We start from the raw sequence: 15,804 nt of genomic DNA on the forward strand, positions 1-15,804 counted from the left end.
AAGAAATCTTATTCTATTCCGTATTGATCTATCAAATATAGTAATGAAGCCATTGTTGCAGCACCTAACTCTAATTCTCTTTTATTCACGGCATCAAATGTATCGTTTGCAGCGTGATGATGGTCAAAATAGCGTTGTGAGTCTGGGCGTAATCCTGCTTTTATAATGTTTTTTGAAGCAATTGGCTCAATATCCGCACCACTATGTCCTATAGTGAAACTGTGTATTAAGAAGGGTTCGAAAAGATATTTCCAACTCGAAATTTTATTTAGTTTAGCTGCATCACATTCAAAAGAAAATCCTCTTGGGGAAAATCCACCCGAATCACTTTCTAATGCAAAAATGTGATTTTCATTATTACTTTTTGATAGTTCTGCATATTTTTTTCCGCCTCTTAAACCGTTTTCTTCATTCATAAAAAGCACTACTCGAAGCGTGTTTTTTGGTTTATAACCCATGTTTTTAAAAATATTTACTACTTCCATACTTTGCACTACGCCTGCTCCATCATCGTGAGAACCATCGGCAAGATCCCAAGAATCAAGATGTCCGCCTACAACCATAATTTTATCAGGATGTTCGCTTCCTTTTAATTCTCCTACAACATTATAGGACAAAACATCATCCATTTGCTGGCATGATTGTTTTAAATAGAATTTTAAATTGGGATTATTTTTTAAAGATTTACTCAACAATTCAGCAGCATTTGTACTAATTGCTGCTGTTGGTATATATTGCGATTTTGGAATATCACCATAACTTTGATTGCCTGTATGCGGAAAATCGTCTAAACGCATATTCATGGATCGCACAATTGTAGCTACGGCTCCAAATTTAGATGCCTCTTTTGCTCCAGCATATCTTTGATCGACACATCCACCATAAGAAACAAATGTTTCAACATTATCTGGTTGCATTGGCCTGTTGAAAAACACGATTTTTCCTTTTATTTTATCGCCAAGGCTTTCTAATTCTTGAATACTTTTTACTTCAATAACTTGGGCAGTAAGTCCGTTTTTTGAAGTAGCAATTGAGCCACCAAGTGCACAAACAGGAATGTTAGTTTTAATTTTATTGTCTAAAATATAAGCGACTTCTTTCTCTCCACGAACCCATTTTGGGACCATCACTTCTTGAAGAAAAACGCGATCAAAGCCCAAAGTTTCAAGTTCAGCTTTAGTGTAATAAACTGCTTTTTCGGCACTTGCGGAACCCGATAATCGAGAACCTATGTTGTTAGAAAGATAATCCAGCCAAGAGTAACATTTTGAATTTGTCAAAGCGGATTTATAGATTTCCTTGATGATTTTTTCGTCATTTGTTTGAGCAAATAGTAAAAATCCATTTAAAAATAGGAGTGCAAAAAAAGTTTTTTTCATAGTATTTTGATTGATTTGGGTTTTAATTTATTGGTTCAAAACTTATTGCTGTTCCTCCGCCTGGAGCTAAGCTTAAATTGATTTTTGATTTATTAGTTACTTCAATAGTGCGAATTTTGTAAGCAATTGGGTTTTTTTCCCAATCGGCATCTTTTGCATCTTCATAAATAATGGCTTTGTATTTTTGACCTTTGGTAAGGAAATCTAATTTTATTTCTGATTTTCTAGCATTTTCATCTGTGATTGCTCCAAGAAACCAAGTTGCCGCACCTTTAGTTTTTCGGGCAATGGTGAGATAATCTCCAGGTTCTGCTTCTATGTATTTGCTTTCGTCCCAATCTACAGCAACGTCTTTGATGAACTGAAAAGCATCCGGGTATTTTTCGTAATTTTCTATTAAATCAGCTGCCATTTGCAGGGGCGAATACATTGTTATGTACAACGCCAATTGTTTTGTTAGCGTAGTATGAACTTGTTCTGTTTTGGTTTTGTCATAGTAGCTTCGTTTTATTTCAAAAATACCAGGTGTGTAATCCATTGGTCCGCCAAGAAGTCTTGTAAATGGCAAAATAGTTTCGTGCATAGGTGGATTTCCATTACTCCAAGCGTTGAATTCATTACCGCGCGCTGCTTCGGCTGCGATATAATTTGGATAGGTTCTGCTGTAACCTGTTGGTCTTGAAGACTCGTGTGAGTTGACCATTAGTTTGTAATCTGCAAATCGTCTGGCAACAAAATTAAAGTGATTGACCATAGTTTGTCCGTCATGAAATTCGCCTCGCGGAATAATTTTGCCCACATAACCTGATTTTGCAGCAGGATAATTGTATTTTTTCATCAATTCTAATGCGCGGTCTAAATGGCGTTCGTAATTTGCAACGGAACCCGATGTTTCATGATGCATAATCATTTTAACGTTTTTTTCTTTGGCGTAAGCCGTAATTCCTGCTAAATCAAAATCAGGATAAGGTGTTATAAAATCGAAAACTTCTTCTTTCCAGTTACCATTCCAATCTTCCCAACCTGTATTCCAACCTTCTACAAGTACACCATCAAAACCATTTTTGGCAGCAAAATCAATGTATCGCTTTGTGTTTTCGGTTGTTGCTCCGTGTCTTCCAGAAGCTACAGGTATTGTAGAAAAATTCGTGGCGTTTTGTGTACCTGCATAATCCCAAGTTGATTTTCCTACGTGCATTTCCCACCAGATTCCCACATATTTCATTGGTTTGATCCAAGAAGTGTCGTCTATTTTTGAAGGTTCGTTTAGGTTCAAAATCATTTTAGAACTAACAATATCTCTCGCATCATCACTAACCATAATCGTTCTCCAAGGCGACACACAAGGCGTTTGCAAATACGCTTTATCGCCAATAGCGTTTGGAACTAAATTGGCAGTCAATTTATAATTTGTAACATCTGCGTTTAAGTGCATTACGGGATAATTCACCACCGCAGCTTCAAAAACATTAAGGTATATTCCTGTGGCTGACTTCATCATTAATGGCGATTGCACCACATATTTTCCGGGTATTGATTTTACTCCAATACCGTTGTTCATTTCTATTTTTTCGTTGTCAATTTCCAAAAATTTAGTTTCATTATAAACATACTCATTACTGTCAAAATCACCTGGAATCCAAAAAACTTTGTGATTATCGGTCAAATTAAATTGAGTAACCTCATCCGAAATAATGAAATAATTTAATTCCATTTGTTTTGGAAAATCATATCTAAAAGCAACTCCTTCATCAAAAACTCTAAAAATAATATTGATTTTCACATTGGTTTCCTTTTGATGAAGCGCGATGATTAATTCATTGTAATGGTTTACAATACTGGCTTGTTCTCCTAATACGGGTTTCCAAGAGGCATTAAAAGTGCTTGTTTTTGAATCTACAATCTCAAAATTAGCATCCAAAGCTGATTTGCCTTTTAGTTTTATACCCATGGTACTTTCTAAAATTACTGGATTTCCTTTGTAATTAACAGCATAAGAAGGTTGTCCAGAAGCTGATAACTTAAAATTTACCGAAATGGTATTTGATGGCGATTGAATGCTTTGCGAATAACCGAAGCTTATTGCAAAAACAAAAAAAAGATAAAAAAAATGTTTCATGGTATTTGACTTTTTTAAAACTAACGAATATAACTAAAATCTTATCTTATTAATAGTATAATGTTTAACAAATCTACTTTTTTGCAAAAAAAACCCTTCGGCATAAATAACCACATAAATACCGAAGGGACAACTACAAATAAACCAAATTTATTTCAACTCAAAACTAACCTTACTATTGGTACTCGAACTTCCTCCCACAAACACATCAAATTGACCCGCTTCGGCTTCGTTTTTCATATTAATAGTATAAAATTTTAAATCTTCGGAAGAAATCTCGAACGTTATTGTTCGTGTTTCTCCCTTTTTTAAATCAATTTTTTCAAAAGCTTTTAATTCTTTTACTGGTCTTGTTACTGAACCCACTAAATCTCTAACATAAAGTTGCACTACTTCTTGACCATCGTAATTTCCAGTGTTTTTGACATCTACAGTAATTTTTACTTTCTCGTTAAACTTGATTTTATCCGAAGAAATTTTCAAATTTGAATACTCAAAAGTGGTATAACTCAACCCAAATCCAAAAGGATATAGTGGACTATTATCAACATCTGTATATCTAGATTTGTATTTTTGCTCTGGGTCAGAAATCCCTAAATACGGGCGACCCGTGTTTTTATGATTGTAATACAAAGGTATTTGCCCCACGTTTCTAGGGAACGTAATAGGTAATTTTCCGTTAGGATTATTGGCTCCAAAAAGAGTTTGTGCAATGGCATCACCACCACGAGTTCCTGACCACCAAGTTTCAAGAATGGCATCCATGTTATCGTTTTCCCAAGTCAATGTGAGTGGTCTTCCGTTCATTAAAACCAAAACTATAGGTTTTCCAAGTTTTTTTAATTCGGCTAAAAACTCTTTTTGTAATCCTGGCAAATCAATATTGGTTTGCGAACCTGCTTCGCCACTCATGTTTTCTCTTTCGCCCATTACGGCTACAATTACATCGGCTTTTTTTGCGTTTTCGAGTGCTTTTTGCATCAAATCTCTGTTGGAACTTTGAATTTCTACACCTTCATCAAATGTTATATTTGCAGTCTTTCCAAGAAAATTTGTAACACCTTCTTTGACACTTGTTGCAAAACCATCACGCTCGCCAAGTGCTGCCCAAGAACCTATAATATTAAACTCATCACTAACTAATGGCCCAACGAATGCAATTTTTTGATTGTTTTTTAAAGGTAAAATCTGGTTGCTGTTTTTTAATAAAACCAATGATTTTTTAGCCACTTCAAGACTTGCATCTAAAAACTCCTGTTTGTAAATTGTTTCCTTTTCTCTTTTCTCATCAGAATATCGATAAGCATCTTCAAAAAGACCTAAATCGTATTTTACGTCTAAAATTCTCTTACAAGCATCATCAATTTCGGCTAATGTAACTTTGCCTTCATCATACGATTGTTTTAGATAATTCATGTAAACACCACCAACCATATCCATATCGACACCAGCATTCATAGCTAACTCACCAGCATTTTTATTGTCTAAAGCAAAACCATGAGCTACCATTTCGTTGATACTTGTATAATCCGTAACGACCATTCCGTCGAACTCCCATTCTCCCTTTAGGACATCACGCAACAAAAATTTATTACCAGTTGATGGCACACCAGCAATTTCGTTGAACGATGTCATAAAAGTTTTTACACCAGCATCAACCGTAGCTTTGAAAGCGGGTAAATAGGTTTCTCGCAAAACTCTTTCGGACATATCAACGGTGTTGTAGTCTCTACCTGCTTCGGCTGCACCATAAGCAGCAAAATGTTTAGTGCATGCCAAAATGGTGTTGTTTTTTGACAAATCATCGCCTTGAAAACCTTTGACATTGGCAACAGCCATTTGAATTCCTAAAAAACTATCTTCGCCCGAACCTTCGGAAACTCTTCCCCATCTGGCGTCTCTTGAAATATCTACCATGGGTGCAAATGTCCAATGAACACCGCCAGCCGAAGCTTCGGTAGCGGCTACACGAGCGGCAAGTTCTACTGCTTTTGGATCCCAAGAAGAAGCCATACCAAGATTGATAGGAAAAATCGTTTTGTAACCGTGAATGACATCGTGACCAAAAAGCAACGGAATTTTTAATCTTGAGTTTTCTAGATTAATGCGCTGGATTTCTCTAGTTGCTTTGGCACCAGTAGCATTAAGAATAGAACCCACTTTTCCTTGTTGGATTCGGGTAATGTAATTATCGCCAGATTTTGGACCCGTAACTGTTCCGTCCGAAGTGAATTGAACGGTTTGATAAATCTTTTCGTCCACAGTCATTTTTGACATTAATTCGGCTACGAATTCGGCTTTTGGCTTTATTTTAATTTCTTTTTTGGTAGCTTTTTTTTGGCTGTAGCCAATAAGTGAAAAGCATAAAAGAGCTATGATGAGTCCGTTTTTCATTTTTTATTTTCTTTTAAAAACAGATAGTAACGAATTTGGCTGTCTGTTTTTAGTTAAAATACTATCTTTTACTTTTTTCTAGTTTATACAAAAATCTAACTTCTACATCAGAAAGTGCTATATCATAAATTCTAAATTCGTCCATTAGACCCGTGTATGGTATCATCCAAGGTTCTGGAGTTCCCCATGGTGCTCCTAAATGCTGTTGAAAACCTCCAATAACAAATTTGGAAGCATCCGAATTAACTAAACCTCCTAAAGGCAATCCTCCGTTTGATGGATCACTTGCATATCTATTTGTAAATCCATCCGAAAGGTTTAATTTTTCTCCGTCTACATACATTTTATATTTAGATGTTGTGGCATCATAAGTCCAAACTAATTGTTTCCATTCCCCATACATATTTGGTAAAGCATTATTGCCAACATGTTCCATCCATTGACCACTCCAATCAGCACCCGTTTTTTGAATATGAACTTTTAAATTCATGTTTCCGTTACTAGAACCATCAATTAACACAAAAATATTACCAAAAAAATCGGATGTTTTTGGTAACATAAACAAGCATTGAGCGCCAGAACCAGGCGAAGTTTTAATCCACATTGAACTAGTTATACTTTTTAAACCAATAAGTTTTGCACTTGATGCGCTATAACCCACAAAGCTTGTTGAAGTACCATTATATGCTTTTCCTTTTACGCCTTCTACATAGGTAACATTCGTTGCAACTCCGCCAGTAGCACCATTAAAAGCATCATTAATGTTGTCTTCAAAACCTAATTTTACAATTAAATTAGATTTTGCAATATCATCAGAAGTCTCATATCCACCAATTGGCGGATAAGGTAACGGCTCATTGCTGTCAACATTATCGGAACAACTTGTGAATAACTGCAAAGAAATCACTGCCATTAGACAGCTTATTTTTATACTATTTTTCATATTTTAAATTTTTAATAATTAATAATTAATAGTTACTTTTTTTTAAAATCCGTATTTACCAGAATGAAATCCAAGAGTAATCAAACCTTGTTTTACCTCTGGAGCATTCATAAATAATTGCCAAATTAAACCGGATCGGTAATTTTCTAACATGACCATTTCTGGTCCTTGGTCTATAGCTAAATAGCGTTGTGCTGACCAATTGTATTGCTGACTGTGTGCGTCATAAAATCCAGCAACTCCCCAAGTATCTTTATTATAATTTTCATATAAATTACGCATGAGCGCTTTAGATTCTATAGGTGTATAAACAATCGAACTTATTGCCGCTGTTGGCGAAATAACTGCTTTGTCGTTGCTTGGCATGTGTGAGTCATACCCTATTGTTCCATCAGTATTTCTAGAATATGATGCAGATAATCCCCAATAATTTGCGCCATAACCTTTGTAGCTTAGAGGATTTGCAACACAATACAAATAATCAATTTTGACTTGATTTGAATTTAAATCCCAATAATTAGCATACTGATCAGTTAATTGATGTGGGTCTAAACCTAAATACGAATAATGAGCCCAAAACAATGGACCACCAAATTCTTCTGCACCATTGTGTTTTAAAATCAATGGCAAATTGTATTTAGTTCTAGCCGAAACTATCGCGCCACTTCTCGCCCAACCTTCGTGATAAGCAATAGGTGCAATTGGATGTGTTGGCGAAGCTGCAGCCATGACATAGGTTATCAAGCATTCGTTATAGCCTTCGAGCGGAAAATTCATTTGCCAAGCATAATTGGGAGACCAATGCCAAAATAATTTATTCTGACCGTTAGTGTACCATTGCCAATCGACTCCTTTATAAAGATCATCGAATTTTTGAGCCAAAGCTTTTTCGCTGGTTGTGCCATTTTTTAAATATTCACGAACGGTTATCATTCCAGCTACTAAAAATGAGGTTTCAACTAAATCGCCACCATTATCTTTAGTTCCAAAAGGGATAACTTGTCCTGTGTTTCCGTTTATCCAATGTGACCATGCTCCATGAAAACGATCAGCAGTTGCCAAAAAATTAGCAATTTTATTGAGCCTTTCTGTGCCTTGATCTCTACTGATATAACCTCGAGACATTGCCGAAATTATAGCCATTAAACCAAAACCTGAACCACCTGTTGTAACAATATGTTCGTCATAAGTTGGGTCTTGAGGATGGTATCGCTCTCGTGCCATTCCAGAATTGGGTTGCGCATAATTCCAAAAATAAGCGAAGGTTTGTTTTTGTACTAAATCCATCAGTTCTTCGTCTGTGAGTTTTACAACAGGAACTTCTACTGGAGGAACAACAACTGGCCCACTTGGCTTCGACCCAGAAGAATCGCAACCAGTAAATAGGAAAAATGCAAATAAGATTGATATTTTAATCATTTTTGGATTCTATTTTTATAATATTTAAACCAAACTGCCTTAAACTTCAACCCTTAAAAAAAGGGTTGAAGTTGTTGGCCTTTTAATTATAACCTGGATTTTGAGTTGATTTTCCTGCGGCTTGAGTAATGAATTTTTGAGGAATCGGGAATAATTCATGTTTTCCAACTACAAAAGTTTTTCCATCAGCAGCCATAGCACTTTGTGCTTGACCAGTTCTCACTAAATCAAACCATCTGTCGTGTTCAAAAGCCAATTCGTGTCTTCGTTCTGCTCTAATTGCAGTTCTTAATCCTACTTGACCAGTAGCAGTTGTATTTGCTAAACCAGCTCTGTTTCTGATAGTATTCAAAGGGCCAATTACATCTCCAGAACCACTTTCGTTGGCAGCTTCGGCTTGCATCAATAATACTTCAGCATATCTCAAAACTCGAATGTTTTTTGTTGTTTCCCAGTCACCATTGAACGCTTCTGCAGTATTGCTAACATAAGCTTTCTCGTTGTACATTGGATTGGCAACAAGTGGCGAAACTACTCTTCCGTCCCACATGGTTTCTCCAGCAAAAACAATGGTGGCATCTTTTCGAAGATCGCCAACTTCATAAGAATTAGCCAAATTTGCTGTTGGTGTATTGAAACCCCAACCCCAACCACTTGTTCCTCTTGCTCCTTGTGAAACCATATAACCTTCTATTCCTTGAGAAGGGTTTCCACCGTAACCTCGAATTTCGAAAATAGATTCTATATTGTCTTCTCCAGCTTCTCTCCAAATTGTAGCATAATTTGGTGTTAAATTATATCCTGTTACTAATGCACATTGTGCTTTAACTCCTTGCCAATTGCCTTGATATAAATATACTTTTGCTAGTAAAGCATGTGCAGCACCTTTAGTCGCTCTACCTAAATCTGCAACTGTATATCCAGATTTTTCAGGTAACGCATCGATAGCTGTTAATAAATCAGCTACAATAAATGCATACACTTCTTCTTTAGATTTACGAGTAAGTGTCATATCAGTATCTTCGGTAGAAGATGGTACTGGAACGTGATCCACAATAGGAACACCGCCAAAACATCTTACCAAATTAAAGTACATCAAAGCGCGAAGAAATTTTGCTTCACCAGTTAATCTTGTTTTTAGAGCAGCGTTAGCTTTATCTAATTTTGGAAGGTATAATAAAGCAATATTTGCTCTACTAATTCCTTGATAATTAGCCTCGAAAACTTCCTGTGCAGATAGTGAAGTTGCATCTAGAGTTAGTGCATCGCATTTGTCTTTATCTGCTCCAGTATCACCTGGATCTGATCCTTTATCAGCATCGTCAGAGGTCATACTTGATAATCCGTTCCATGAGAACGAACTCATGTTCCAGTCGAGTGATTTGCTATAAATAGCGGTCACAAAACTTTTTGCACCAGCATCATTATTATAAATAGTTAATAAATCAGATTCGGCTATGTTCTCCGTTGGAGGAACATCTAAGAAATCATTAGAGCAACTATTTGAAAATAGTGCAATAGTTACTAAAGTTATGGGTATGAATATTTTTTTCATGATATTAAAATTTTAAGTTAGCACCAATAATGAATGAACTCAATGTAGGATAGGCATCAAGCTCTATTCCTTGCATTCCCATTGGGTCGCCATCATTATTCAGTTCTGGTGAATATCCTGTGAATTTTTGAGAAATAAATGGATTTATAGCACTGGCATATATTCTCAAAGAAGAGATAGCACTTGATACTTTTGGTAAAGTATAGCCTAAAGTGATGTTGTTTACTCTAAAATAAGCGCCAGATTCTAAATAATAATTTGACGATAATGGAACTGAATTAAATGGTGCTGGATTTCCTGCATTGGTATTTGTAGTGGTCCAAAAATCTGTAGCAATAGCAGCCTCGATGTTTTCGTTACCAAAACGTTGTGCTTTTTTGCCATTATAAACTTTGTTTCCGCCAACTCCATATCCATCTACAGAGAAATCGATATTTTTATATTGGAAACCTAGATTTACACCATAATAATAGGTTGGCAAAGAGGAACCAAAGAATTTTCTATCTGTTTCAGCTGGTGTAGAAGTGATAACACCGTCTTTGTCATAATACGTAAAATTTCCCGAAGCATCGTATCCAGCTACTTCCCATAAATAAAAACTACCTAATGGTTGTCCTTCTGCTAGTTGCTTGGTATATTGTCCGTTACCTATTCCTCCGCCTTGTTGTTTTATTGCTAATGGATTGTAAACATTAGAAACTTCATTTTTATTATTAGAATAATTAGCACCAACCCAATATTTAAAATCTTCGCCAATTTTATCGTCCCATCTCAAGGCAACTTCAAATCCTGTATTTGTAATTTCACCTGCGTGTGCTGGAGTTGAACCTGTACCTACAGTAAGTGGCGGTGTAACATTTAGAATTACATTTGATGTGTTTTTATCATACCAATCAATTGATCCCGATAATTTATTATTTACTGTTTTAAAGTCTAAACCTATTGAAGTTTCTTGGGTGATTTCCCAACCCAAAGTAGGGTCAATAAAAGCACCAATAGTCGTTCCGGAGTAAAGTGATCCTCCAAAATCATATCCTAATCCGTTGCCTGTACTAAATGTTTGTTGATTAATAGGCACATTTTGATTTCCTAATCTTCCCCAACCTCCACGAAGTTTTAAGTAGTTTATTGCTTTGCTGTCTTTCAAGAAATCTTCTTTAGAAACAACCCAGCCTAAACCAAATGACGGAAAATTACCCCATTTGTTATCAGCACCAAATTGTGAAGAACCATCTCTACGAATTGTCCCAGTCAAAAGGTATTTTTCCATTAATGAATATTGAAAACGAGCAAAATAACCAATTAAGTTTTTTTGGTTTCCAATAACGTGTTTGGTAACTACATTATTAGACGGAGAGTTTGATAAATTCAAATTCCAATAATTAGAATTTTCAGGAACATTTCTTCCTTTTACTTCTAATTCTTCCTTACTTCCCCATTCTTGAGCAGACATACCTAGTGTTACTTCAACGTCGTGAATGTCAGCAAATTTTTTATTATAAGTCAAAAAGTTATCAAAATTCCAATTGAAATAATCACTTCTTGCAGTTGCCAATTCGTTTGTAGGTTCAGAAGCAGAATAATTTGCCACATCTCTTGTTGGATCTGCCGCTAACCAAAGTTCACGTGATGGTGTGTAAGCAAATTTTTTCCAATTATTATACTCAACACCTAGTCTTGAGGTGAATTTCAATTCTTTAAAGATTTTGTATTCAGCACCAAGGCTTCCTTGAAATAATAAACTTTTTTGTTCTTCAGTAAAATATTCTAATTGCGCTACTGGGTTTCCTACATTGTTAAACAAAGCACCAGTTGTAGAAGCTTGTCCATCTGTACCAATAATAGGCATTCCCCATCTTCCGTTAGGATATCTAACAGGAACTAAAGGCGATTGTTTGTAAGCAGCTGTAAAAGCTGATAATGGTTTTGGTGTAGATTTAGAGAAAGATACACTCACGGTTTGCATTATTTTAAACTTATCAGAAATTTTGTAATCGTTGTTGTTTCTAAAAGTAAAACGTTGAAAATTCAATCCGTCAAGAACTCCTTTTTCGTCATAATAATTCAAACTAAACAAATAGTTGATTTTTTCGGAAGCACCAGATAATGACAAATTGTTTGATGAATATGTACCTAATCTAGTGATTTCGTCGAACCAATTTGTATTATACAATTGATCTGTAGAGAATCTAGTGTTTTGTTCAGCAACATCAGAATAGTAAGCAAAATGATTTGAGCCAGCCATTTTAACTGTTTTAAGTGGCGTTCTCACTCCGTAGAAACCATCATATTCAACAGTAGTTTTATCTCCTTTTCCCTTTTTGGTAGTAATAATCACAACTCCATTTGCAGCTTGATTTCCATAAATAGCTAACGAGGAAGCATCTTTTAAAATATCAAATGACGCAATATCATTAGAATTTATGTTTCCAATATTTTTGGTTGGTATACCATCAACAACATATAGTGGTGTTCTATCTGCGCCATAAGTTCCAATTCCTCTAATAATAAGTGACGGTGAACTTCCTGGAACATCGGTTCCAATAACTTGGACACCAGCCGCTTTACCTTGTATGGCTTGTGTGGCATTGAGGACTTTAGATTTAGTTATATCTGCAGCCGAAAGTTGCGAAATTGCTCCAGTGTTGTCAGCTTTCTTTCGTGTTCCGTACCCAATGACAACCACTTCTTTCAATTCCATGTCTTTAGATTCTTGCAACGTTATTGTTATTGCGTCCAAAGATGCGGTTGCAGATAAAGTATCAAAACCTATCATGCTAATTTTTAATACTTCTCCCACTTTGGCATTGATATTAAAATTTCCATCAAAATCGGTATCAGCCGTAGTTTTAGAATCTGCTGCAACGACAATTGCGCCAGGAATTCCTATGCCTTTGGAATCTAATACTTTTCCTTTAATTACTTGACCAGACATATAGGCTGGAAGTAAAATGAGTGCTAAAAAGCTAAAAATAAAATTTCTCATAAATTAATAATTTGTTAAAGTTAGTAGAACGAAGTTATAGTATTACTGCGTTGCTACATGTTAAATACAGTTACTACATAAATACATCAAAGTACCGAAATTATTGATAAAATCAATGATTTAAGGTGTTTTAAGCTGTACTAAAATGATGTAGTTTGACTAAATGATGTAGTAATGATGTGTTGTGATTCTGCAATAAACTACTAGAAAAAAAATAGTATCCATAAAAAAAACCACCTATTTATACAGTTAATAAAAATTTAGAGAGGTTTTCATCCTGAACAAGGTTTAATTTCTTGCGCAAACGATACCTGTGTAACTCTACACTTCTAAAAGAAATATTCATCATTGGTGCAATTTCTTTCGAAGACAGATTCATTTTTAGGTAGATACAAAGTTTAATATCCTTTGAGGTTAGGTTTGGATATTTTTTAGAAAGATTGATTATAAACTCATTGTGAATTTGATTCAGATTTGTTTCAAAAGTTTCCCATTCATGCTTGTTTACAGCGTTAATTTTTATGGCTTTTTTAATTTCACTTTTTAGCTTATTGAAGTCGGTTTCATTGTCTAAAATTCCTTGAATATTCTCAATCATTTCGCTTTGCTTTGCTATCGAGAGCGATTTACCCGCAACTTCTGATGATTTTGATTGTATTTCGATTTCTAGAATATGCTTTTCATATTCTTGAGTATTCAATTCATTTTCGGCTTTCAACTCCATTTCTAGAATTTTTTTCTGATGTTTTAATTCTTCCTCACGCAATTCTAATTTTTGAATGTAACGCATTTTATTCCATTTATAATAAAGGTATAAAATCACTCCAATAACGACGAGATAGAGCAGAATCATCCAAAATGAAAAATACCAAGGTTTTGCCACTGTAAATTTGAAATTTGAAATTTTTGTGTAGCTCAATCCATCGTGATAAAAAATAGCGACATCATGCGAACCATTGCTCAAGTTGTTTAAAACGATTAAGCCTTCTTTTACAGAAATAAAATCTGTACCATCATCTATTTTATAAAACAAATTGGGTTTTGTAGCTCCAAATATTCCTGAAATTACATTTATCCGCAACTCTGAATTGTAGCTAATTTTTGATTTGTTTTGAACTAAATTATCGTTATTGTAAGCTTCAATTTTTATATTCGTGCTTTGCTTATTTTTATATTTTGATTGAATCGAAATAAAGCCATCATCTAAATTTAGCAAATAATTATCTCGATTTTTGAAAATTTTTAAATTGTCATTAATGATTTTTCCTTTGTAATATTTCTCTTGAATGCTGTTCCAAATAAACTTGTTTTCATTGGCATAAATATGATACAAAAGCCCTTCTTGTTGTACCAAAAAATGATTTTCATCAATAGAAACAATATCCGAAACGTTTTTAAAATTGGTGTTAAACAATTGATTTTCTACTAATTGATTGGTAATCGGATTGTAAGTGTACCAAGAATTATGTATTAGAAAAAGAACTTCATTGCGGAATTCAAATATTTTTACGCTAAAATCATTCGTGATTTTACAACGCTGTGTAACATTCTCTACTTTAGTAGTTTCGTAATTGTCATTATATAAAATTCGATACAAACCTCGGTAATTATCGGCTGCCCATATTTCATTTTTTCGATTTTGAGCGACATATTTTATGGGTTTCAAAAGTCCTTTTACAACTATTTTTTGAGATAAATCATTACTATCATTATAAATTAAAACACCACTATAAGTTGCTTGCAAATAAGAATTATTGATGCTGCTTTTTGTTAAATTCCATCCTCCATTTACCGTATTCAATTTTGAGAATGAACCGTTATCATAAACAAAAGTGCCTTCGTTGTGACCTATGAGATATTTGCTGTTTATTTTGCTAATATTCCAAGCTTGTCCTTGTGTATTTGAAATCAAGGAAAGGCTATGATTATCGTATTCAAAAATACCATGATTAGAAGCCATCAAATAGCCTTTTGGAGTAGTTGCTACCGAATATACAGAGCCTAAATTCCCAGAATTATCATAAAAAATAGAGATAGGAGAATTGACCTCAACATGAGCAATACCGTTGTCTAAACCCAGCCATAAATCATTTTCTTTGTCTTGACAAATACTTAATATGGAGTTGTTCATCAACACATTATTTCTGTTGATGTTTTTATAAGTATTGCTATTTAAATCAAAAATAAAAACTCCTTTGCTCGCTGTACCAATTACAAGTTTATCGTTTTTTATAAACTTAGCAACATTGATAATCCCTTTTTTTAAAATTTCGTTTAATGGATTATTCCAAGTACTCAAAGTACCATTTTTTGCAATATAAATGCCGTTTTTTTGAGTAAAAACAAATGTTTGGTTTTCATGTTTTTCTATGGCATGTATAATATTATTTTCTAAAATTTCCCAGCCTTTTACCTTTTCAGGTTTCAAATTATTCATTTTATAAACTCCACTTCCAACCGATGCAATCAAGAGTTGATTATCAACAACAAAGCAATAGGAAATAAGAAACGGAAGTGTGGTTTTCTTTATTTTTTTTCCGTCGTACAGAAAAATTTCATTAAAGGATTGAAAATAAATTTTGTTATTGAGCTTAAAAATTTTCCAAATTTCCTCATTTTCGTTCTCGTCAAAAACATTGGTTTTATCCGAAATAGAAACATACTCCATCTTTCCGTCCTTTCGAAACCAATATCCAAATTCCTTGTAAGAACCAGAGTAAATCTTGTCGCCATCAATCAGTATAGAACGAATTATGGTTTTGTTCGGCAACAGGTATTTTTCCCATTTCACATCATCATACCGCAACAAATAATGATTGTTAGCAAAATACATCGCATCATCATTTCCTTGTGCAACATTCCAAATCTGATTATCACCCTGGTAATTTGATTTGCTATAATTCTCAACAAAAGGAAGCAACTCCTGTGAATATAACTGAAGTGTCATCAAGCCAAAAAGGAATACTATAAATTGTTTGGTTTTCAAATTGTGAGGATTTATTTTCAAAT

8 protein-coding genes are annotated in these 15,804 nt (G+C 34.5%); all 8 read right to left on the reverse strand.

Annotated elements, in window-relative coordinates; genetic code table 11:
• Positions 1–8 precede the first annotated feature (8 nt).
• Positions 9–1,379, reverse strand: a complete 1,371-nt coding sequence (locus RMO53_RS09025) for a M28 family peptidase (protein ID WP_310379840.1) — start codon at positions 1,377–1,379, stop codon at positions 9–11.
• Between the two features lie 22 nt (positions 1,380–1,401).
• Complete coding sequence (locus RMO53_RS09030; RefSeq protein ID WP_310379842.1) at positions 1,402–3,498, reverse strand: glycoside hydrolase family 97 protein; 2,097 nt, start codon at positions 3,496–3,498, stop codon at positions 1,402–1,404.
• Between the two features lie 150 nt (positions 3,499–3,648).
• On the reverse strand, positions 3,649–5,892 hold the full coding sequence (gene bglX, locus RMO53_RS09035; protein WP_310379843.1) for a beta-glucosidase BglX: 2,244 nt from the start codon (positions 5,890–5,892) through the stop codon (positions 3,649–3,651).
• Between the two features lie 61 nt (positions 5,893–5,953).
• Positions 5,954–6,835 (reverse strand): LamG domain-containing protein, encoded by an 882-nt coding sequence (locus RMO53_RS09040; RefSeq protein ID WP_310379845.1) that lies wholly within the window; start codon positions 6,833–6,835, stop codon positions 5,954–5,956.
• Between the two features lie 42 nt (positions 6,836–6,877).
• Positions 6,878–8,254, reverse strand: a complete 1,377-nt coding sequence (locus tag RMO53_RS09045; protein ID WP_310379847.1) for a glucoamylase family protein — start codon at positions 8,252–8,254, stop codon at positions 6,878–6,880.
• Between the two features lie 82 nt (positions 8,255–8,336).
• The gene (locus RMO53_RS09050) at positions 8,337–9,809 is read right to left on the reverse strand and encodes a RagB/SusD family nutrient uptake outer membrane protein (RefSeq protein WP_310379849.1); all 1,473 of its coding nucleotides are present in this window, start codon (positions 9,807–9,809) and stop codon (positions 8,337–8,339) included.
• A 4-nt stretch (positions 9,810–9,813) separates the two neighbouring features.
• The gene (locus RMO53_RS09055) at positions 9,814–12,795 is read right to left on the reverse strand and encodes a TonB-dependent receptor (RefSeq protein ID WP_310379851.1); all 2,982 of its coding nucleotides are present in this window, start codon (positions 12,793–12,795) and stop codon (positions 9,814–9,816) included.
• Between the two features lie 241 nt (positions 12,796–13,036).
• A complete protein-coding gene (locus RMO53_RS09060) occupies positions 13,037–15,781 on the reverse strand; it encodes a two-component regulator propeller domain-containing protein (protein ID WP_310379853.1) in 2,745 nt (914 codons plus the stop codon).
• Positions 15,782–15,804 lie beyond the last annotated feature (23 nt).

The organism is Flavobacterium sp. (assembly GCF_031409475.1).
Lineage (GTDB): Bacteria > Bacteroidota > Bacteroidia > Flavobacteriales > Flavobacteriaceae > Flavobacterium.

Bases quoted from the DNA above. Each gene is read 5' to 3' on its own strand.
- RMO53_RS09050 (WP_310379849.1), bottom strand. From the start codon at position 9,809: ATGAAAAAAATATTCATACCCATAACTTTAGTAACTATTGCACTATTT.
- bglX (WP_310379843.1), bottom strand. From the start codon at position 5,892: ATGAAAAACGGACTCATCATAGCTCTTTTATGCTTTTCACTTATTGGC.
- RMO53_RS09055 (WP_310379851.1), bottom strand. From the start codon at position 12,795: ATGAGAAATTTTATTTTTAGCTTTTTAGCACTCATTTTACTTCCAGCC.
- RMO53_RS09045 (WP_310379847.1), bottom strand. From the start codon at position 8,254: ATGATTAAAATATCAATCTTATTTGCATTTTTCCTATTTACTGGTTGC.
- RMO53_RS09030 (WP_310379842.1), bottom strand. From the start codon at position 3,498: ATGAAACATTTTTTTTATCTTTTTTTTGTTTTTGCAATAAGCTTCGGT.
- RMO53_RS09040 (WP_310379845.1), bottom strand. From the start codon at position 6,835: ATGAAAAATAGTATAAAAATAAGCTGTCTAATGGCAGTGATTTCTTTG.
- RMO53_RS09025 (WP_310379840.1), bottom strand. From the start codon at position 1,379: ATGAAAAAAACTTTTTTTGCACTCCTATTTTTAAATGGATTTTTACTA.